The sequence below is a fragment of the Nocardia sp. FBN12 genome (genome assembly GCF_054031145.1).
On record NZ_CM132926.1, the window covers coordinates 4,042,176 to 4,062,734 of the forward strand.

Genomic DNA, 20,559 nt, shown 5'->3' on the forward strand with positions numbered 1-20,559 from the left:
GAGAACGAGCACGTCACCGCCCCTCCACAGGCACCACACGGGGTCGCAAGCAACGTTCAACCGAGTGCCAGACCACATTTCCTGTTGCGCGTAACAGGCTGCGTAACTAGGCATCTGCGTTGCCGTACGGCTTACCGGTCCCGTGCAACCCCGCCTTCAGGCTCTCCAGCGAAGACCTCACTGCAGATTCCACACAGAATCGGACCCGCGTCGGTGGTGCGTTTCGCCGCGCGGATCCTGCGAACCGGCGAGGTGCATCCGCAGGTCAAGTTGAACCCGTTGCGGGTGCCCGTTCGGGCTCGTCTTGGTCCGGCGTGGTTTCGGCATCGTCGATGTCGGAGCTGTCGCCGATGGCGGCGATCACGCCGCGCTCGATGCGGCGGTGCGCGACGAGCACGCCGACGAGGTCGTCGATCTGCGTGCGGTACAGCCTGTCGGTCTCCTCAGGCAGAGTGGTCTGCAACCAGCCGTTGCTCTTTTGCCGCTCGACGGTGAGGCCGACCTCGACGGCCAGCCATTGGTACTTCTTGTTGTGGTACACCCCGCCGCGGCTGGTGTCCACACAGTTGGTTCGGTGTCGGTCACGGCGCCCCCGGTTGCGGCGCAAGGCGTTGCCAGGACGAAGCTGCGCAGATCACGGTCGATCTGTCGGTCTCTCGATCCTGACGCCGAGCCGATGTCGGTGCTCCGCAGGATCGAGTGGTTCTCTCCTGCGACCGCAGAGAGATCGAGTCGTTCCGAACCCGGACAAGCAGGAAAGCGACCTCGCGGCTCCTGCCATACGGAGTGCGTAGGTGACACCATTCGCTGGGGTGAGATCGTTACACACTCTATGGTGTGTCCCCATGGTATCTGGGTGGCGGACTGGATGTGTACGGCAGCGCCTACGCCACGACGCCAGCCCTCGGTCTCTGAGCACGGAGTCTCACCCGGCACCGGTGTCGATCCGTCGAACCAAGTGATGCATTCTGAGCGGGTGGGAGATTCAGTTACCGACCTGTTGCGGCCCGACTTGTGGGAGCTACTTCTGCCTGCGGTAAAGGCTGCACGTCAGGCAGGGCGTGCGTACGCGGCCAGCGGACGTCACGTGCCAAGACAGACCCTGATCAAGTACGAGGAAAACGATGCGGGATGGCCCCAGGTCACCACGGATCTGATCCTTGGCCCCAAGAGCGAACTCATGGACTGGTCAAATCTGTTCGGATTCACGGACGGAGCTAGCACAACCATCCTGGTTCCCGATGTTTCAGAGTTGGCTGCGCCCGTGCAAGAAATCAGCCGACGCGCCATGGAAGACGAAGAGCTCATGCGTGGCATCAGCTGGCTTGCTCCACTGATGGATGGCGAGAACACAGAGCGTCGGCGCGAGCAGATCGAGTTCGAGACTGTTCGGTTGCTGATCGGCTGCATACTCAATCGCGCGGACGCTGTTTGCGCCGAGACGGACGAGGAACTCAGGTCCATCTACGAGCAGATCGAAAGAGCCCGGTTCAGTGAAAAATTGACTGGCGATGTGATTGTGCCCCTTGTGGCCGTATCGTTTGACGCCGACGAGCCCGTTCGAATTAACTCAAACACCTGGATCGAACCCCTGACGAAGGACGTCCACCGGGCACGTGCACTTCCATGGATGCGCCAGGAAAACGTCTCACCATATGTCGCCGCAGCAGCTACCCACGCTGTCGTAGTGCGCAACGTTCAGTTCTCAAATCAGGTCCACGGCCGGTCGCCCGGAGACCTCCCTCCCGAGATATCAGTTGATATCGCGTACTTGGTGGCGGAGGCCGTCTACATAGTCAGCGAGATTTCTACCGGGTACGCACAGATACTCGTTCGACCCCGGGACTGGGCCGACACCTGGGCACTCGATCTGCCTCCACTGTGGTCCGCCTGGACGGGTCGTGCCTACCCAGAGGAGCTAAACACTCGAGGGTGGAGCAAAGTAAGGAAGTCGATCCCGGCACCCGAGATCGACGAAATCATCAGGATCGCCAAATCCCTGGAGAACGCGCCAAAGAACGTGTCGATCGCGGCTCGGCGTTGTCGACGCAGTTCGTTCCGCGACGATGTCGAGGATGTCATCCTCGACATCGCAATTGGGATTGAAGCACTTGTTGGCCTGGAGCCCGATGCACTGACTCACCGCATGGCCCAGAGGGCCGCGATCGCATTAGCTGACGAGGTCCCGCCAGAGAATACCTACGGTTTGCTGAAGCAGTTCTATGGCATCCGATCCAAGATAGCGCATGGAAATTCACCAAAAAAATGGACGGTCAAGCTCGGCGATAGCGAGTTCAGTGCGGTCTCGGCTGGCAGGTATCTGCTTCGAACTCTGCTTCGAAGTCTTCTGTTGTCCGACAAGCCATGGAACGCGACCTCGCTAGATGAGCGCATGCTTGAGCTGTTCGAGCGACCGAACGGGTATCACTCCACCGCGGACTGAATTGCCCCAGAGTTGGTGCCAACCTATGTATCACAGCCCCACCCACACTGCCCAGCATATGGGCGAACAGTCGCTAAGCAGTAAGAGGGCCGAACTTACATACTTCCGCTGTCCGATTTCTCATCTGATTCGGGATTATGTAGTTCATAATACCGTTTGTAGAGTATCTCGGATAGCTGATCTGGGCCGAGATGTGGTTTCATGGTTAGATATGCTGGCTGCTCGTCGTGTGCATCTGATTGAGATTCCTGATCGGAATCCAATTCTTCCGATTCCCATACTGCGGCGCCGGTAAGGATCTGCGCCGAGAACTTGTTTACACGCTCGACGAGTTCGAGTACCGAATTCTTGGCGTGCTGAGCGTAGTCAGCCAGAAAATCGTACTGAATTATGTCAAATCCCGAAGTATCGGGCCATCTTCCGACCTTGGAAGTCGGCTCTGACCTCACTGCACGTACATGTGGAACCTCTGCAAGTTGAACCGTTCCGTTCTGAACCCGCGCCTCAAAGAGTGGGGCGCGTACGACGGCGATTGGAAAAGTAAGTCTTAGATCTAGGTACATTCTCTGCTCTGACGGTCTGGAGCTCTCCTTCAAATAGTCTATTGCCTTAAGCATCGGTAGGGTGAGACTTCGGTAGGTCTCCTGCCCAGATAGCTCCAGGTGTCCGCCTTTCATCCATTGAGCCTTCGATATCGATACGGCCACTGGTGGACCTTCTCCACATCGTGATCCAAACTCGTAAGTCCCAAGAGCATCCTCAGTCGACATGCCAACGGTCGCGGTTTTGCCTGTTCCATGAAAGCGAATCCCTAGGTCTTCATGCGGCAAACCGAGCAGCAGCGGAGTCCTGCATCCCGATGCGGTGTCTCGAGTGAATGCCACGTACGGCAATTCCGACTGTTTGCATTCTATTAGAAATGTCAAGTGTACGCGAATGAAGCTGCTTGGATCCGAAAAGTCGGCTATCGGACTAGGATTTGAATTGCTTGCCTGCCAGCTAACCAAGGCGTCGATTTGGCGTACGTCATTGGTGTCGCCATCGACAAAGCTCCATTCCTCTTGAATATCCCATTTTACAGAGGATGGCTCTCCGATCGTCTCGACCAACTTATCGACCACCATGCCCTGCAAAGGATATCCGGACCGGAGTACCGCAGCCCTCAATTCCTCCTCAGTTGCTCCGTTTTTATGTTCTTGCGTCATCGATTCCCTACTTTCCGGGCGTAGCACATCGTTAGTTAGGATTGAGGCCAAGAACTAGCGCGCTCGCCTGTACTATCAACCCTTCCCTCGGCAGCCATTTGCGTGCGGATTGATAGTTTTCCGAGGGACCGGCGATCGCTGAGACATTCAGTTCGTTGACTGACCGGCATAGAGTGCCGCGGGGATTGCATTTGGTTGCGTCGAGCGCGATCACCCTCGACTCGGGTCAAACTATTTGAACGCTCCCTAGAATTCAAGGGTACATTCAATTGCTCCACGCTTAAATGCACTAATCCACGCAGATAGGGAGTGGAAACGCCGCGAGGATTTGATCCAAACGAGACTAAGGACCGGCAAGTTTGGTAATAGTTTTTACGTCGCATCAAAGGATCTCAGTATTCTTACGCAACTTATTGACTAAGATCTTTCCATCCTCGGTTAGCGCATATCCGCGAGTGATGTGAAACGTTCGGCCATCTGCTAATTCCCCGTGCATCGCTTCTTCAACTTCTGCACCTGGGAGACCTTCGATCAGGCCATCTTTCAATAGATATCCGAAGAGTACTGATGTTTCAGGAAGGAGGACGTACGGAGCAGTATCATTTTCGACGAAATGTTCAATTATTCGACGTTCGACATCGTTGTATCGACGATTCACGAGAGCAAGGTTTCGTTTTATGATTCTCAGTGCCTTTTTGTCGAGCTTTCGAGGTCCAATACCTTTCCTGCGATGACAGTTTGCACATAACACGACCATATTGGAAAATTCATGTTTCCTGACCGTGGCGTATTCTTCTATGTGTTCGATTTCAAGTGGTTCCGCCGTCCGGCAGGTTGTGACAGCGCAGCGGTATCCAGCCTCGATCATCAGATCACGTTGGAGGTCGGCGGGTACGGGTTCTCGATCGGTCATGCTCCACCTCGCTGCGTTGAACCGTTATCATATTGTCCCCACCGCCCACACCGTATGCTAGGTCAGCGTGTCACGAGTGCATGTCTCCGGGAGGATAGGTTCGTACCCGGACAGGACGACGCGCTCGGAAGTCGCGCTGAGTCGAGATCGGTGACGGCGATGATGTCTATCGACCTGGGCGGACGTACGCCTCCTACCACACCGAGCCAACAGGCGAACCCTCGTGCAGCACCCAAGTCACTGCGGGCGGTTCACCGCCATGCGCATCCGAACCGTCCGCAATGTGTCGCAGCGCTGCGCTACTGGTCGAACGATGCACCGCCGCAGCGAGCCGAAAGACCCTGAGGCCAATCCGTTGCTGGCGCAGGCGAATCGAGATGCAAGGTGTATCCTGCGTCAATGCTGGGTTGCGCCTGTATTCGTTGCATCCGTGTCGCCAACACGATTGGCCACTCTATCCCGACTCCGAGATAAGAACATGGACGTAATAGATGAGTTTATCAAACAGTACGAGCGAGAGTTCGACTACTATTCAGAGGTTGCCAGAATAGTTGAAGGCCGCCTCAAAAGCGCTCTACATTCCGCTGGCATCAGGTGCATTGTTACCAGCAGGGCTAAAAGCATTGACCGCCTCCGTGACAAATGCTTCCAAAGAAGCAAGAAGCGCGACTATGCTTCGGTCGATATTTTGCGGGCCGATATTGCCGACCTAGCCGGCGTTCGAGTCGCTCTCTACTTTCCGGGAGAGAGGGATGAGGTTGACCGAATCATCGCCCGGCTATTCGACCAGGTCGGTGCGCGAAAAGAGTTTCCCGAGGAAACAATCAGCCGCAAGGGGAACCGTTTCTCTGGTTATTCCGCAATCCACTATCGTGTCCAGATCAAGTCGGACGATCTAATCGGAGCTAATGTCAGGCTCTCGCTGGCTCGCGTGGAGGTACAAGTCGCATCCGTTCTCATGCATGGATGGTCGGAAGTAGAACACGATCTTGTATACAAACCCCTCAATGGGGACCTATCTGATGAGGAAATTGCCCTACTCGACCAGTTGAACGGCTTAGTGCATGCCGGAGAAATAGCACTGGAACAGTTGCAAAAAGCTGAGCGGAAGAGAATTGACGAAGGTGTCAGAGAGTTTGCAATACACTACGAACTCGCGAGCTTCCTCCTCAACCATGCGCGAGAGCTAGGAAAGGGCGAGGTAAGCGAGACAGAACTTGGCCCTGTTGATGTCCTTTACCGATTTGCAAAGCGACTGAACCTCGCGACCCCGAACGAACTGAAGCCCTACCTGAACAAAGTCCACGAACGATTTGACGAAGGAGCCCTCGCTGAGCAGGTTATTAGTCAAATCCTAAACGAAGACCCGGAACGCCGGATCGAAATATTAAGAAAGGCATCTACGCTCCCGCAAAGCGTGCATGATAACTTCATCAATACCGAGCGTTTGCACCTTTTGGGTAAATTCGTAAGGGAATGGACGAAGCTCGAACAGCTACTTCTGGATGTAGCACCAGGGTCAAGAAATCCAATTTCGGCAATCAAAGCACTTGACAGTGGCGGGAAAATTAGCCCCGAATTGGCCGCCGAAATCCGACATCTTAGGCATATGCGAAATAGCATCGTGCACGCTTCGTCAGATCCTGACCCGCAGGTTCTAGCTAGCCAACTGCATCGGATAGAGAATGTGGCAGAGACGATTTCGAAGGTCGGTTGACGGCTACGCGCCCATCGGGATTCGATCATTGCCCCCACTGGTCCCGATGTCGTTGTGGGTGCACGGATGTAGGCGATCACTGCGGCGTGCAAGCTTCGGCGGCTCGTTTCAGGGCGCAACCCATCGCCAGGGCCGCAAGCCCTGGTGCCCGTGTAGGCAGGCCAGCCTGTAGTCCGCCTGGTGGCGTGCGTGGTCGGAGACAGCGGCATGGCGTAGCGCGAACAGGCACAACTCGAAGGATCGGACGTCACGGATCACCGGGTATCCCTCCCATTTGGTGACGTCGGAGCCGTAGGCGTCGGCGAACTGTTCCCATCTCGCTGGTGGGTCCGCGAGGGTGTCGGACTGGAAGGCGACGGTGGCTTGGTCCCATTGTGGGGGTCCGATGCAGCAGCGTTCCAGGTCTACGACGTGTCCTCCGGTGGCTGCGGACATGGTGTTGGCTGGGGATGGGTCGCCGTGGATGACACACCAAGGGCTCGGCCACTCCAGCGCGTGCCACCGTTCCGCGATGTCTTCGGCGTAGCCACGCAGCCACGCCTTTTCCGTGCCGTCGGTGAGGCATTGATCGATGCGGTCGGTGAAGTCGGGCAGGGTGAAGCGGGGCAGCCCGAGGTGGCTGGGCACGCGAAGTGTGTGTAGCCGTGCGAGCATCGTCCCGGTTTCGGCAGCCTCGGCGGGTCCGCCCGATCCGAGGTCTTCCCAGAAGGTGACAGGCCGCCCGTCGACCACGACCGGGTCGGGCACCAGTGGTTCGGGTGCGCGAACGTGATGGGAACGCAGCCAGTCCGCGGCCCGCAGCTCCCGGACCGCCGTCGCCAGTTCCCCGCGCTGATGCACACGGATGATGGTCGCGGTATCCGTGCGCAGCATAGCGTTGTCACGCAACCGAATTGGGTCGATCCGAGCAGCGGCGACCTGAGCCTGAGCGCAGGCCGCTCGTGCCAATGCCACGATGTCTTTGCTTCTCATGGTGTTTCGCTTCTTCTGGTCAATGACCGGCGGCGAGTGCTGCGGCGGTTTCGAACAGGCCAGCGGAGTTGGCACCCTTGATCAGGACCACGTCGCGACCGCGCAGACCTTCGGTAAGTATTGCCAGCACTTGGTCTCTGGTTTCGACATGGGTGACCTGCGCCGAGCCTGCGTCTCGGGCGGCGGTGGCCATGAGTTCGGCGTGGTGGCCGCCGACGGTGATCAGGGTGCCGATACCCAGATCGGCGACCTGACGTCCGATCGTTGCGTGCAAGGCCGGTGCGGTGTCGCCGAGTTCCCGCATCTCCCCGAGGACCGCGACGGTGGGCCGTTCAGTCGCGGCGATCGTGGCAAGCGACCGCAGAGCGGCTTCGACGCTTTCCGGCGAGGCGTTGAACGCATCGTTGATTACCATGACCCCGTCGGGGCGTTCGGTGACCTCCATCCGGCTGCCCGACGCCAACCTCGCGCCGTCGAGACCTTCTGCGACAGTGGTAAATTCGACGCCTGCGCTCAATGCCAGCGCGGCCGCGGCGAGTGCGTTGGTCAGGTGGTGCTCCCCGACCACGCCGAGGGTGACCGGTGCGGAATGGTCACCGTGGCGCAGGGTGAACTGCGCACGGGCATTGGCGTCGAGGGTGATGCCGGTGGCACGCACGTCGGCATCCGGGCCGGCGCCGAAGCGCAGGACCTTGGCGCGGGTGTGCTCGGCCATCTCCGCTACCAGCGGGTCATCTGCGTTGAGGACGGCGATACCGGAGGCGTAGAGGGCTTCGACGAGTTCGCGTTTGGCGACCGCGATTGCCTCGCGGCTGCCGAATTCGCCGATGTGGGCGGAGCCGATACCCAGGACCGCGCCGATCTGTGGGCGGGCGATGGCCGCGAGATGGCTGATGTGACCGCGCCCGCGCGCACCCATCTCCAACACGAGGAAGTCGGTGTCGGCCTCGACTCGCAGCACGGTGTGTGGGAACCCGATCTCGTTGTTGAACGAACGCTCGGTGGCGACGACGCTGCCGTGGCGGGACAGGATCTGGGTGAGCAGGTCCTTGGTGGAGGTTTTGCCCGCCGAACCGGTGATCGCGAGAACTCGGCCGGTGTAGCGGGTGGCTACGGCGTGGGCCAGATCGCTCATCGCGGTCACCACGTCCTCAACGATGATCGCCGGGGTGCCGGTCGGACGGGAGGCCAGGACCGCGACCGCACCCTTTTCTATTGCGGCAGTGGCGAAGTCGTGGCCGTCGACACGGTTGCCGTCCAGCGCGGCGAACAGTCCACCGTCGTCGACGTGGCGGGAGTCGAATGCGGTCGGTGCGGTGACGGTGACTTGGTCGTCGGTTACGGCGTCGAGCCGACCGTTGACGGCTTGGGCGATCTCGGCGAGGGTCATGGGGATCATGGGTTCGACCTTTCGATTTCACTGCGGTGTCGGGAGTTCGGGGCGAGATCCTGTGCGGACGGCGAGATCGGGTTGTGCGCCACGATCATGCTCGTCACCGGACCGGTTTGATCGCCCGGATCGGCTCGAGTCGGCCACAGTTGGCCGATCGCTGCGTCTGCGCTCAGGTCCCACACTTTTGCGGGTGCGGGACGGAAAGTTTGGGTGGCCCCGGACATCGCGATATCGCCGGGAAACGAGTCCGGGGCCGCCTTCGCTCGCGCCGTGGTGAGGTGTCTCGGGGCCTCACCTGGGTGCGTTGAAGGCCATTCAATTGGCCTGGATGCGAGCCGGTCGTGCGGCTAGGGCAGCAGGTAGAGGCGCTCGTTGGGCAGCCTTGGGAGCCCGACACAGTGGCCGGAATCGACGGCGACAGCGCAGGGTCGGCGTGCGGCCATGTCTTGCACGAACACGAGTGCGACAGTCAGGCATGCGGCGAAATCCATTCGTACACTGGCAAATTGGATGGTGAGGTGAATATCGGGCTCGTCGGGACAGGGCGACCGGGGGCCGGGTTTCATCGGGGGAACTGGCTCGGTAAGCACGCTCGGGTGCATGCGAGGACAACCGCCCCGGATGGCCGGAACTTACTGATTGCCGGCGAGATCCACGTTCGGGCGATCAGTGCGTCCGGCACCGGTGACGGCAACGCGATATCACCCTCACGGATCACCACTACCCGCGCACGCCATAGGCGTGCCACGACGGCAGCGTCACCGATCGGGCGAATGTCGGACCTCACCAAGAATGTCCACATTCCGGCTCGGGGGTGGCCGATAATCGGCAACGGCGCGACACCACGCACATCGAGGGCGGCTTTGACCCGTTGCGCCAGGTCGGTGGGCATCATCACCGCACCGACGAACCCGGCCTTCATGGTGATTCGCCCGGTGTCGGGGTCGATCACGGTGGGTAGTGAGCACTCGTGCCGGTAGAACTCGCAGCGTGAGCGGGGAGTTTCGGCGTAGGCGGCGGGTGGCCTGGTCTGCGTCATCGGCATTCCTCGGGCAACCCGGTCGTGGGGGTACCTGTTGCATCGACCGTTGGTGGCGTGGGTGAGTTCGTGAGCCAACCGGCTTCGCACATCGCTTCGAGCGTTCGGGTGAGTTGGGTGAGCGATGGCTGTGGTGCGGGCGTGGCCGGGGTGAGGTGACTCATCGCGCGGCCTGCCGTTCCGTATGACTCTGTCCGGCTGTGATCTGCCACGCCGCGCGCCGGTTTCGAAATACGTCGCCGTTGCGGCGCAACGAGTGCAGGGCGCGCCCCACGCGCCGGGGTGGCACGTTCAGATTGCGAGCGATCGTGTCGGCGGTGAGCTGTCCACCGACCGCGAGAATGGCGAGGACATCGGTTTCGATGGTGGATGTCATCTGGTCGCCGATGAAGTGGGCCACCCAGTGACGACCGCATTTGGCTGACCGCTTGACGGGTCTGGCTCGTTCATCGTTCCTCCGTGTCGTCCTTCGCGCTACCGCAAGCTGATTCGCTCTGCCAGACCAACATTGACTCATCACAAAGGTCGAAAGAAGGACAAATAAGAGGACATAGAGCGGCCATATACGAAGAGCGCTCTCGTCAAATGTCCAGATAGCGGACTACTCTCGCTTGCATGGCAAACAATGGGAATGCGGCTCTTCGCGCGGCCCGTCAGGCGCTGGGATATCGATCTCAGGCGGCCTTGGCTGATGCGCTGACCGACGCCGCGCGCGCGATCGGACTCCGCATCGAGGTAGCAGCCCGCACCGTAAGGCGTTGGGAGTCGACCGATCCGCCGTGGCCGCATCCAGAGCATGCAGCCGCCCTGGAAGCGCTGTTCAAACGCCCTATTACCGAACTCGGGTTCGCACCTCCCTGGCCGAACGGCTCGGAAGGTCGAGGTTCCAGAGAAGCGTTGGGCACCAATGTGATTCAGAAGCCCGGCCGATACCGGCGCACGATGGGTGGAGCGGAACTGCCAGCAGCGGTCGCGAAGAACTACGTGGCGATCACGGTTGCCCATCGCGGCATGTACTGGTCGCTGCCGGCGAAGCAACTGCACCGGTCCGTTTCATATCACGCTCGGATGGGGTCCGATCTCATCCCGCAGATCGACGTACGGGCCACCGTCCCCTTGGCACGAGCAGTCGCTGAATCAGCCCTGCTGGCAGGCCGTCTCGAGTTCTTCGATCTTCAGCAACCCGACGAAGCCCAGACCAGTTTCGTCCTCGCGCTACAGGCAGCCCACGAAGCAGCAGACGCCCTACTCGGCTGCGCCGTCCTCGCGCACATGGCCTTCGTTCCCGCATTCTCCGGCGAAGCGAAAAGGGCCGAGGAAGCGAGAGAGCGCGTTCGAGCGGCCCGAGCATTCGCGCGGCGGGGCAACGGAAACCACGAACTGACGGCATGGCTCGATGCTGTCGAGGCCGAAGTCGAGACGCGGTTCGGCAATACCCGACAGGCACTGAGCCTCATCCGGCACGCCGAACAGTCCTATGCCCTGCATGATCCGCAGGAACAGCCGTCGCCGCAGTGGCTGGATTGGTTCTCCCCGACGCGGCTCGCGGGCTTCAAAGCCAACACTTTGATTTCCGCGGGAGACGGCCGGGAGGCCCTGGCGACCCTGCGGCAAGTCCTCGACGACCTTCCCGCGGAGTCGGTGAAACAACGATCGGTTTACCTTGCCGATGCTGCGGCTGCGTGTGTGTTGCAGAAGCTGCCAGAGCAAGCGTGTGGCTTCCTCGAGGATGCGCTGGACGGAATCGGCGAGCACTGGTACGCAACGACTTTGGATCGGATCAAGGTGGTTCGGCAGGACCTGCGCAAGTGGGACTCGCTACCCGAGGTGCGGGCGTTGGATGAGCGGTTGTACGACTGGCATACAACCGTCAACTCGCTCTCTGGCTAGCGCTCAGCGTTCACGATGTCGGGGAGTTCGGACAGGCTGAGGATTCGCCAGTCCGAGAGCTCCTTGACGTCCTGCCGGTCCTTGTGGATCCATCCCCATGGTCCGCGCTGGATATAGGCGGTTCGCATCCCGACCTTGGTGGCCGGGGTGATGTCGTTGTCGATGCGGTCACCGACGTAGATGATCTGTTCTGCCGGGCATCCGGCGACCTCGACAACCTTGTCGAAGAACGCGACATCGGGCTTTGCCACGCCCCAGTCATCGGAGGTCGCGATGAAGTCGGTCGGCAGATCGAGCCCGCGCAGCAGGCCGCCAGCGCGTATGGTCTGGTTTCCGACGATGCCCACCCAGACACCCATCTCGCGCAGCGCCGACAGAGCTGGACGCACATCCGGGTAGAGGTCTTCCTCGCCGAACCACTCTGGTTTGCCTGCATCTGCGCGAGCTTGGCGCTGTTGATCGAGATCGAATCCGGGCTGGAACACCTGGAACGTCTCTCGATAGTCCAGCCCTTGGGCGATCACTGCACCGAACACGGAGACGAAGGTATGGCGGGGTACGCCCAACCAGTCCGCCCAGGTGCCGTACTCCCGAGTCTCGTCCACAAGGGTCTCGCCGACATCGAACACAACAGCCCGGATCACCACGCAACTCCTATTCGACCGCCCTACGGTGCGGTGCCAACCTTGCCCGGGTCAGTCTAGTGAGCGCAATACAAACAGGTTGTTCCCTCGGTGCGCCCGCTGTCGCCGTGGCCGACGGTGCAGGAGTGACGACCGACTACCAGTCGATTCCGTGGCCGACGTCGCGCTCCTGGTGGCCGTAGGGGTCGAACTCCTCGATGCCGTTGACCTCACAGGTGGATTCGGTGCAGCCGCTAGGTGTCGCTGCATCGATTGCGCTGGCGATGACCGATCCGATCGGGTCTGCTTCGTCGCCCGGTCCGACTGCATCGGAGGGCAAGGGTTCCGTCGCGCTGTACTGATCGGGCTCGGGACCGTTGAGGTCGGTGTCGGCGATTTCCAGACGTGCCCAGAGTGCGGCGGCGGGCATTTCGTCGGGTAATGGGCGGGCCACAACGGCATCGGTGAGCTGGGTTTCTATGTCGAGGCCGACGCGGGCAGCGGCGTCGATGTTGGTGGCGATGATCGGCCATGTGGGGTCGGCGCTGATGCGGGGGTCGATGCGGTCGACAGTGGCAGCCCATCGGTGCTGAGGAAGGCCGGTGTTGCCGTCGAGTTCGAGAATGCGGCGGTGCAACTGTTGTTGATGTGCGCGTTCGACGGCGGTGTAGCGGTTGGGTCCGGTCGGCCGGTGGTCAGACTCTGGGATGTGCTGCCCAGCACGCCAAATAGCAAGTTCGGCAACGAGTTCGGGGTCGGTGCCGAGCAGCCGGTCGTGCCCAGCTGGGGTGGTGGCAGCGGTCCAGCCGCGGGCCACATCGCTGATCTGTCTGGCGAGTTCGGCCACGATCCTCGATCGTCATCAATGCTTCGTTCGGCCTGCACCGTGGCGTCCCCGGAGCCGCCCTGTACTCCGCGAGCAAGGCCGCGGTGCACAACCTGACCCGCACTCTCGCAGCGGAATTGGCGCCACGGCGAATCCGGGTGAACTCGGTCAGCCCTGGTTACATCGACACCCCGGCCTTCCGCGCCGAACTCTCCGAAACCGCCCAGCGAAGCGTCGCGGGTCTTTCCCCCGCGGGCCGCGTCGGCACCGCCGACGACGTTGCCGCTGCCGTCGCCTTCTTGGCCTCGGCCGACGCCACCTTCATCAACGGGCACGACCTCCGCGTCGACGGTGGGCTCACCGCAGTCGACGCATCGGCGCTCCTGTAATCACCGGCGCCGCGTGCTGTGAATGCCCGGCGCGACCCGACCGACCTCAGCGCAGAGCCGCGCGTCCTCGCACGCGTCCGAGGACGACCAGGACCACCAGCGTGACGACCACGAGGACCGTGGTTCCGGCGGCCGCGTCGAAGACTTCACCACGGTCGGTCTGGGCGAAGATGCTGACGGGCAACGTCTTCCAGGTCGCCGGGTAGACCATGATGGTCGCGCCGAGCTCGCCCATGGAGAGGGCAACGGCCAGGCCCGCGGCGGCGCCGAGGGCGGGCAACAGCAGGGGCAGGGTGATCTGGCAGAGGACTCGGACCGGCCCCGCGCCCAGGGATTCGGCGGCTTGGCGGTAGGCCGGGTCGAGGCGGTCGAGAGCGGCGGAGACCGCGCTGAAGGCGTAGGCCAGGACCAGAACGGCGTGGGCGAGGATGACGATCCATTTGGTGCCGCCGAGCAAGAGCGGGCGTTCGTTGAAGGCGATGAGAACGCCGAGGCCGACCGCTACCGAGGGGACAGCGACCGGGAGGTGGAAAACGGCGTCGGTCAGGCGGCGCAACCAGGAGGGCGCTTCCCGCGAGGCCAGAGCTGCCCAGGTGCCGAGGACGAGGGAGATCGCGCCGGCGAGCAGCGCGGTTTGCAGGCTCACCGACAGGCTCGCGGCCTGCTCACCGCTGAGGACGGTGCCGATATTGGTGAAGCCGAGATCCGACGGCAGCGGACCGGTCCAGCTGCCTGCCAGGGCGGCGGCGATCACGGTGGCGATCGGGGCGACGAAGACCACCGTGACCACCAGCGCGAACACGCCGAGTACCAGTGCTTTTCCGCGCGGAGTCCAGACGAGCACGATCAGTCCCCCTTCGGGCGGGCGATGAACCGGGCGAAGACGAACCGGTAGACGAGATAGAGACTCAGGGAGAGCAGCACCTGGACCGAGGCCAGCACCGCCGCGCCGGGCAGGTCGAAGGTGACGATGCCGCGGGTGTAGATCAGCGCGGGTAGGGTGATGACCCCCTTGGCGCCGGTGAACAACACGATGCCGAACTCGTTGAGCGTGAGCAGCAGTACCAGGGAGCCGCCCGCCGCGAGCGCGGGCCACGCCTCGGGCAACACCACCTGGCGCAGCACCCGCCACGGCGAGGCGCCGAGACTCGCTGCCACGTCGAGCTGTTCACGCGGCATCTGCGCGAACGCGGCCAGCACCGGGCGCACCACGAAGGGGGTGAAGTAGGTGATCTCGGCCAGGATCACGCCGAGCGGAGTGGTCAAGAAGTCGATGACCGGTGTTGTCGCGCCGGTCAATTCAGCGATCAGGGCGTTCACCGCGCCCGCTGTCCCGTAGAGGAAGGTGAAGGCGAGGGTGATCAGGAACGAGGGCAGCGTCAGGATCGTATCGATGAGCCTGCCGACCAGACCTGATCCGGGGAACGGCACGAAGGCCAGCACGATCGCCAGGAACGTGCCGAGGACCAAGCACCCGGCGGTGGCGCAGACGGCGATGGACACGGTGCGCCACAACGCTTCCCGGAACGCCTCCGACCCGAGCACCGAGGACCACACCTCGGTGCCGCGGCCGGTCGGAGTCTGTGTGGACTCCGTCAGCACCCGCAGAATCGGATAGCCGGCGACGCCGAGCACCACCAGCACGGGCGGCAAGGTCCAGAGAATCGGCAACCACGACCGACGGGGTGCTGGATCTTTCGGCGGCGGCGACACGTCCGGCGGATCGAGTACCGAAGGTGCCGTCGTCATGACGCGTCCTCCGAAGGAGTAGAAGCGCCTGCCGCGGCATAGGTCGCGCCGATCGAGCGAGGAATGAGCACACCCGCCGGGTCCGGGAGCTTCACCCCGACGACGGCACCGACTTCGGTCGTGAAATGCCCCGACACGTCGGCCGCGAGCACGCCGGGTAGACCGTCGACGGCCAGCTCGACCCTGGTCGTGGCGCCACGCCATACCGAGGTCGACACGGTGGCGCGCAAGGCGTCCCGCTCGCCGGGTTTGCCGACGATGATCGTGTGCGGGCGGATGCACAGCAGGGCGTCGTCGTCGGGCGCCCAATCCGCGAGTCCCACCCCGGGTTGCGGCGCTTGCACGCGCAGGGTGTTGGTGCCCGCGGTGACCAGAGCTGCGGTGCCGGTGACGTGGTTGACGACGCAGGGCACCAGGTTCGCGCCCCCGAGGAAACCGGCGGTGAAGTCGGTGGGTGGACGCTGCCACAGGTTTTCGGCGGTGTCGATGTCGACGAGGCGGGAGTCACGCATCACCGCGATCCGGTCGGCCAGCGCCAGCGCCTCGGCCTGATCGTGGGTGACGTACAGCATCGCTGTGTCGGGCAGCGCTTTTCGCAGCGCCTGCAACTCACCGAGCATCGAATGGCGCAGTTGCGCGTCGAGCGCGGCGAGGGGTTCGTCGAGTAGCAGCACGGTGGGTTTGATGGCCAGCGCACGGGCGATCGCCACCCGCTGCTGCTGCCCACCGGACAACTCACGCGGGAGCCGCTGCGCGTAACCACCCATGCCGACCATGTCGAGCGCCTCGGCGACCCGCACGGAGATCTCCGCACGGGGCACCCGATGCGATTTCAAGCCGAACGCCACATTGCTGTGCACGTTCATGTGCGGGAACAACGCGTAGGACTGCACGACGACACCGATCCCGCGCTTGGCGGGCGAGAGATCGGTGACGTCGCGGCCCGCGAGCCGGACCGAACCCGAGGTGGGCCGGACGAAACCGGCCAGGGCCTTGAGCGCGGTCGACTTGCCCGACCCACTCGGACCGAGGAGCGCGACAGTCTCGCCGACGGCGACGCGCAGGGTGAAATCGGCCAGCGCGACGGCGGCCTTGCGGCCCCTGCCATAACTGACCCCGACCCGATCGAACACGATCGCGGGTTCGTTGGTTGCCGCGACCGAAGTGGCGGATTTCATCTGGAGGTCACCGTCGGACATCATCGAACTCCTTGTGTCACAGCCGCATTCAGCTGCCGGTTGCCTTCTGGTACGCCGCAACATCGGCGTCCAGCTCGGTCAGCACCTTGTTCCAGTCGACCGCGACCACCTCGACACCCTGCAGCGCGGCGGCCGGACCGCCATCGGCCGGTGCGGGCACATCGGTGCGGGGCGACACGGCGAAGGCGTCGGGGCCGAGTTGCGCCTGCGCGGCCGGGGCCATCAGGAAGCTCATCAGCTTGGTGGCGTCGTCCTTGTGCGGGGCGCCCTTGGCCAGACCCATCATGTACGGCACGGCCACGGTGGAACGCTTGCCGTCGGCGGCGGGGAAGAAGACGTTGAACTTGGAGCCCTTCTCCTTCACCGTGGTCAGGTTCATCTGCACGTCACCGTTGGCGATGAGCAGCTCACCCTTGTCGACCTTGGCCTGCAGCTTGCCGGTCGAGGACGACGGGCCGACATTGTTGGCCTGCAGCGCCGTCAGGTAATCGAGGGCGCCCTGCTTGCCACGCAACTGCTGCAGCAGCACCAGCACCGCGGTGCCGTCACCGGCCTGGCCGGGGGTGGAGTACTGCAGCTTGCCCTTGTACTCCGGCTTCAGCAGGTCTTCCCAGGTGAGTGCCGAGGCGTCGACCGCGGGGTTGGCGATGAAGCACAGGAAGTTGTTCGCCATGGTCACGTAGGTGCCGTCGGCGTCCTTGGCCGCGGCCGGGACAGCGGCGGTGTCGATGCCGCTTGGCTGCAGCAGACCCGACTGCTTGGCCTTCTGGATGAACGGCGGCAGGGTGACCACGACGTCGGCCTGCGGGTTGGACTGCTCCTTGTCGACCCGGTTCACGACCTCGCCGGAGCCCGCCTCGACCAGGTTGACCGCGATGCCGGTCTCCTTGGTGAACGCGTCGAACTGGGACTTGTACCAGCCACCGACGCCATCGGCGGAGTACACGGTGACGGTCTTGCCGTCCACGGATTCGGTACCGGTGCCACCGCAGGCGCCGGTGAACGCGACGGCGGTGACGCCGGCCAGCAGCAGCGCGGCCCTGGACAGGCGACGCGCGGTGAGTGAAGTACGCACGATTACAGCAACTTTCGTTTCAGTGTCGGGGGAATCGCAGGGACGGGTGGATCGGAGGGCGACGACGCGGCGACTACCGCGACGGCAGGTTTCAGTACGCCAGTACCAGCGCCGGGAAGTCGGCAACGGAGTCGACGACGTGGGTAGCGCCGGCGGCGCGCAGCTGATCGGCGGTGTGCGCGCCGGTCAGGGTGCCCGCGACGATGCCCGCGCCGGCGGCGAGGCCGGTGGCGATGTCGCTGGTGGTGTCACCGAGCACGGCGATGCGGTCGACGGCGTCGACGCCCAGCCGGAGCGCGGCGGCCAGCACCATGTCGGGATAGGGGCGACCGCGACCGGCGTCCGACGGCGCCAGGGTGAGATCGACCAGGTCGGCCCAGCCCAGTGCGGCGAGGAGCTTGTCCTGCGTGCCCCGGCTGAATCCGGTGGTCAGCGCGACCCGGACACCGGCGTCACGCAATGCGGTGATCGCTTCCACCGCACCGGGAATCGGCGCGATGTCGGCCTCGTCGACCAGGCTGTCGTAGGCGATCTCGAAGGCCCGGTTGGCATTCTGGGCGGCGGCCTCGTCGCCGTCGAGCAGCGCGCGGAACACCTCGATCTTGGACTGGCCCATAGTGTCGACCACGTAGCGGCGAGCCTGGTCCCGGCGCGGGCCCTCGGTCTCGATCCCGGCGGTGGTGGCAGCGCTCTCGAAGGCGCGCAGCACCAGTCCGCCGTCGGCGACGGTGGTGCCTGCCATGTCGAGGGCGGCGAGCTGAATCTTGTTGTCCGGCATAGTTGTTCCTCACAGTCCGATCTGGTCGGCGGTTTGTTCGCCGATGGCGGGGCCGAGCGTCATACCGCGACCGCCGGGGCCGGTGACGACCCAGACGTTGGTATCGGCCCGCACCCGGGTGACGACGGTGCCCGGGTCGACGCTCTGGCTGTAGACGCCCGCCCAGCGCCGCACGATCGGCGGCAGCTTGCGGCCGAGCAGTTCCTCGGTCACCTCGGTGAGGTGGTCGTAGGGCGCTTCGTCGACGTCGAAGGCGAACGGCTCGGTGTATTCGTGGGTGTCGCCGATGGTCAGGCCACCGTGCAGGCGCTGCACGCACAGCAGCTGCATCTTGTGCTCGGCGGCGGTGGCGGTCTGGGACTGCTCGGCAGCCAGCGAATCCACCTGCGGGCCCGCGAAACCCGGGTAGTAGCGGAAGCTGTCGCCGTCGGCGATCGCGGTGGTGAGCGGTTCGCCCAGCGGAGCGGTCTGCATCATCTGCAGGCGCACACGGCGCACCGCCAGCTCGCCCGCCAGCTCACGGGTGAGTCCGGAGTGGGCGGCGCCGGGGCAGTGGATGACGAGGTCGGCCTCGTGGCGGCGACCGTGATCGTCGACGACGACCGCGCCGGAACCGGTGTCGAGCACCGAGCGAGCCTCGGTGCCCTCGTGGAAGGTATAACGATCGGTCGCGGCCATATGAGCGCGCAGGGCGGGCAATGCCTGACGCGACTCCACGGCCGCATCGGTCGAACAGTGCAGGCCGGCAAGGTATTTGCCGCGGACCGCCGGGTTGATCGCGCGGACCGCGTCGGGGTCGAGCAGGCTGAATCCACGGGCTTCGGCGGTGTCGCCGGCGGCGGCCGCCTCGGCGACGGCGAGCTCGGCGGGGGTTCGGACCAGCGTGATCGAACCGGCGGGCCGGAAGCCGACGCCGGCGACCCGGCCGCCGATCTCCTCCCACAGCTCGCGCGAACGCAGCGTCAGCTCGAGCTCGTTCGCCGACCGGCCCGAGACCCAGACCAAACCGAAATTGCGGACCGTCGCGCCGCGGGCCTCGCGTTCGCGTTCGAGGTGCACGACCTCGTGTCCACGGGCTACCGCCGCCCAGGCGTGAGCGGTGCCGAGGATCCCTCCACCGATGATGACCAATCGCATGCCACCGATAGTGGCAAATGGTCTAGACCGATAGGTGAGGGCCGCGAGAACAGCAAGTTAAATTTTGGTATAGACCAATCCGGGTATGGTGGGCCCCATGGATTCGCCGCACACCACCCGCGTTCCGAAGGTGTTCCTGGTTCGCACCGAAATCGATCTGATCCTGGCCGATCTCACCGAGGGCGACCCGGTTCCATCAGAACGCGACCTCGCCACCCGCTTCGGCGTCGCGCGCGAAACCGTGCGGCAGGCACTGCGAGAACTGCTGGTGGAGGGGCGAATTCGACGCCAGGGCCGCGGGACGGTGGTCTCCCGCCCCAAGCTGACGCAGCCGCTGTCGCTGCGCTCCTATACCGAGGGCGCGATCAGTCTCGGCCGCACGCCCGGCCGCATTCTGGTCGCGTGGGAAGACGTCGCCGCCGACGCGGCGACGGCCACCGACCTCGAGGTGGAACTGGGCACCGAGGTGATGCACCTGGAGCGGGTTCTGCTCGCCGACGGTGAACGCGTCGGACTGGAGAGCACCTACCTACCCCTGCACCGCTTCGCCACCCTGCGCGGCACCTATGACCCCACCACTTCGCTGTACGCCGCGATCCGCGCGACCGGCGTCGAACTCGCCGGTGCGCGCGAACGCATCGAAACCGTACTCGCCGCCCCGCGCGAGGCGGGCCTGCTCGAATGCACTACCGCACTACCGATGTTGCTGTTGCACCGGCGCAGTGTCGACGCCGACGGCGCACCCATCGAACGGGTGCGCTCGCTCTACCGCGGTGACCGCATCGCCTTCGAGGCGAGGCTGTCACCGGAGCCGGTGTAGCCCTTACTGTTCGGGCAGTCTGCGCCGTCCGCCTGCCACATCCGTGACCAGGTCGGTGTAACCGTCGACAAGCTCGGCGAGGTGATACCAGTGCTTGTGTGTGTTGTCGCTTCGCGCGCCGTTGATGTCGATGGCCTGGTTGGCATCCACCCAGCTACGCGCCATCCGGTCGACGACCGCACCGAGACTCTCGGTGTGCAGCGAGGCGCCGTTGCGATGCAACGGGATCTCCTGGACACACCAGTCGTTGATGTCGTCGACCAGTTCACTTCGACGGCAATCGATCTCGGCGATCAATGCCGTGTCACGCACCTGCCCCCGCCGTTCGTGCAGTTCAGCGAGCGCGTGCGCTGACCGCAACAATTCGCGATCTTGAAATCGCCGCCCCTGA

At 63.4% G+C, this 20,559-nt stretch carries 21 protein-coding genes; 5 read left to right on the plus strand and 16 right to left on the minus strand.

Annotated elements, in window-relative coordinates:
* Positions 1-265: 265 nt before the first annotated feature.
* A complete protein-coding gene (locus ACWZHB_RS19245) occupies positions 266-562 on the minus strand; it encodes a hypothetical protein (protein ID WP_427903250.1) in 297 nt (98 codons plus the stop codon).
* Between the two features lie 414 nt (positions 563-976).
* Here ACWZHB_RS19245 and ACWZHB_RS19250 point away from each other — a divergent pair, with 414 nt between their 5' ends.
* Positions 977-2,443 (plus strand): hypothetical protein, encoded by a 1,467-nt coding sequence (locus ACWZHB_RS19250; protein WP_427903251.1) that lies wholly within the window; start codon positions 977-979, stop codon positions 2,441-2,443.
* A gap of 95 nt (positions 2,444-2,538) precedes the next feature.
* Here ACWZHB_RS19250 and ACWZHB_RS19255 read toward each other — a convergent pair whose 3' ends face one another.
* A complete protein-coding gene (locus ACWZHB_RS19255) occupies positions 2,539-3,648 on the minus strand; it encodes a hypothetical protein (protein WP_427903252.1) in 1,110 nt (369 codons plus the stop codon).
* 382 nt (positions 3,649-4,030) lie between these two features.
* Complete coding sequence (locus ACWZHB_RS19260; protein ID WP_427903253.1) at positions 4,031-4,561, minus strand: HNH endonuclease; 531 nt, start codon at positions 4,559-4,561, stop codon at positions 4,031-4,033.
* Between the two features lie 478 nt (positions 4,562-5,039).
* Here ACWZHB_RS19260 and ACWZHB_RS19265 point away from each other — a divergent pair, with 478 nt between their 5' ends.
* Positions 5,040-6,278: a GTP pyrophosphokinase gene (locus ACWZHB_RS19265; RefSeq protein ID WP_427903254.1), complete on the plus strand. Its 1,239-nt coding sequence runs from the start codon at positions 5,040-5,042 to the stop codon at positions 6,276-6,278.
* A gap of 108 nt (positions 6,279-6,386) precedes the next feature.
* On the opposite strand, the gene ACWZHB_RS19270 is transcribed toward ACWZHB_RS19265, so the two are convergent.
* From ACWZHB_RS19270 to ACWZHB_RS19285, 4 genes are all read right to left on the minus strand, one after another.
* The gene (locus ACWZHB_RS19270) at positions 6,387-7,250 is read right to left on the minus strand and encodes a phosphotransferase enzyme family protein (protein ID WP_427903255.1); all 864 of its coding nucleotides are present in this window, start codon (positions 7,248-7,250) and stop codon (positions 6,387-6,389) included.
* Positions 7,251-7,269: 19 nt separating this feature from the next.
* Positions 7,270-8,649, minus strand: coding sequence for a UDP-N-acetylmuramoyl-tripeptide--D-alanyl-D-alanine ligase (locus ACWZHB_RS19275; protein WP_427903256.1), 1,380 nt, complete (start codon positions 8,647-8,649; stop codon positions 7,270-7,272).
* A 556-nt stretch (positions 8,650-9,205) separates the two neighbouring features.
* Positions 9,206-9,682, minus strand: a complete 477-nt coding sequence (locus ACWZHB_RS19280) for a DNA-directed RNA polymerase subunit beta (protein WP_427903257.1) — start codon at positions 9,680-9,682, stop codon at positions 9,206-9,208.
* A 160-nt stretch (positions 9,683-9,842) separates the two neighbouring features.
* Positions 9,843-10,058: a helix-turn-helix domain-containing protein gene (locus ACWZHB_RS19285; RefSeq protein WP_427903258.1), complete on the minus strand. Its 216-nt coding sequence runs from the start codon at positions 10,056-10,058 to the stop codon at positions 9,843-9,845.
* A 239-nt stretch (positions 10,059-10,297) separates the two neighbouring features.
* Between ACWZHB_RS19285 and ACWZHB_RS19290 the strand changes: the two genes are divergently transcribed.
* The gene (locus ACWZHB_RS19290) at positions 10,298-11,572 is read left to right on the plus strand and encodes a helix-turn-helix transcriptional regulator (protein ID WP_427903259.1); all 1,275 of its coding nucleotides are present in this window, start codon (positions 10,298-10,300) and stop codon (positions 11,570-11,572) included.
* Here ACWZHB_RS19290 and ACWZHB_RS19295 read toward each other — a convergent pair.
* A complete protein-coding gene (locus tag ACWZHB_RS19295) occupies positions 11,569-12,219 on the minus strand; it encodes an HAD family hydrolase (RefSeq protein ID WP_427903260.1) in 651 nt (216 codons plus the stop codon). The genes ACWZHB_RS19290 and ACWZHB_RS19295 overlap by 4 nt on opposite strands.
* A gap of 133 nt (positions 12,220-12,352) precedes the next feature.
* Entirely contained in the window at positions 12,353-13,042 is a 690-nt protein-coding gene (locus tag ACWZHB_RS19300) for a hypothetical protein (protein WP_427903261.1), read from the minus strand.
* Positions 13,043-13,074: 32 nt separating this feature from the next.
* Here ACWZHB_RS19300 and ACWZHB_RS19305 point away from each other — a divergent pair, with 32 nt between their 5' ends.
* Positions 13,075-13,410, plus strand: a complete 336-nt coding sequence (locus tag ACWZHB_RS19305; RefSeq protein ID WP_427909225.1) for an SDR family NAD(P)-dependent oxidoreductase — start codon at positions 13,075-13,077, stop codon at positions 13,408-13,410.
* 46 nt (positions 13,411-13,456) lie between these two features.
* Here ACWZHB_RS19305 and ACWZHB_RS19310 read toward each other — a convergent pair whose 3' ends face one another.
* The 6 genes from ACWZHB_RS19310 to ACWZHB_RS19335 all read right to left on the minus strand — a co-directional run bounded on the left by ACWZHB_RS19310 (position 13,457) and on the right by ACWZHB_RS19335 (position 19,348).
* A complete protein-coding gene (locus ACWZHB_RS19310; protein ID WP_427903262.1) occupies positions 13,457-14,254 on the minus strand; it encodes an ABC transporter permease in 798 nt (265 codons plus the stop codon).
* A gap of 2 nt (positions 14,255-14,256) precedes the next feature.
* Positions 14,257-15,159: a 2-aminoethylphosphonate ABC transporter permease subunit gene (locus ACWZHB_RS19315; RefSeq protein WP_427903263.1), complete on the minus strand. Its 903-nt coding sequence runs from the start codon at positions 15,157-15,159 to the stop codon at positions 14,257-14,259.
* Positions 15,156-16,358, minus strand: coding sequence for an ABC transporter ATP-binding protein (locus tag ACWZHB_RS19320; RefSeq protein WP_427903264.1), 1,203 nt, complete (start codon positions 16,356-16,358; stop codon positions 15,156-15,158). Before ACWZHB_RS19320 ends, ACWZHB_RS19315 begins: the two co-directional genes overlap by 4 nt.
* Before the next feature lie 28 nt (positions 16,359-16,386).
* The gene (locus tag ACWZHB_RS19325) at positions 16,387-17,433 is read right to left on the minus strand and encodes a 2-aminoethylphosphonate ABC transporter substrate-binding protein (protein ID WP_427903265.1); all 1,047 of its coding nucleotides are present in this window, start codon (positions 17,431-17,433) and stop codon (positions 16,387-16,389) included.
* Between the two features lie 91 nt (positions 17,434-17,524).
* Entirely contained in the window at positions 17,525-18,211 is a 687-nt protein-coding gene (locus ACWZHB_RS19330) for a phosphonatase-like hydrolase (RefSeq protein WP_427903266.1), read from the minus strand.
* 9 nt (positions 18,212-18,220) lie between these two features.
* Positions 18,221-19,348, minus strand: coding sequence for a TIGR03364 family FAD-dependent oxidoreductase (locus ACWZHB_RS19335; RefSeq protein WP_427903267.1), 1,128 nt, complete (start codon positions 19,346-19,348; stop codon positions 18,221-18,223).
* 97 nt (positions 19,349-19,445) lie between these two features.
* On the opposite strand from ACWZHB_RS19335, the gene ACWZHB_RS19340 reads away from it, so the two are divergent.
* Entirely contained in the window at positions 19,446-20,168 is a 723-nt protein-coding gene (locus ACWZHB_RS19340; protein WP_427903268.1) for a GntR family transcriptional regulator, read from the plus strand.
* Between the two features lie 3 nt (positions 20,169-20,171).
* Here ACWZHB_RS19340 and ACWZHB_RS19345 read toward each other — a convergent pair whose 3' ends face one another.
* On the minus strand, positions 20,172-20,531 hold the full coding sequence (locus ACWZHB_RS19345) for a DUF4254 domain-containing protein (RefSeq protein WP_379325015.1): 360 nt from the start codon (positions 20,529-20,531) through the stop codon (positions 20,172-20,174).
* Positions 20,532-20,559 lie beyond the last annotated feature (28 nt).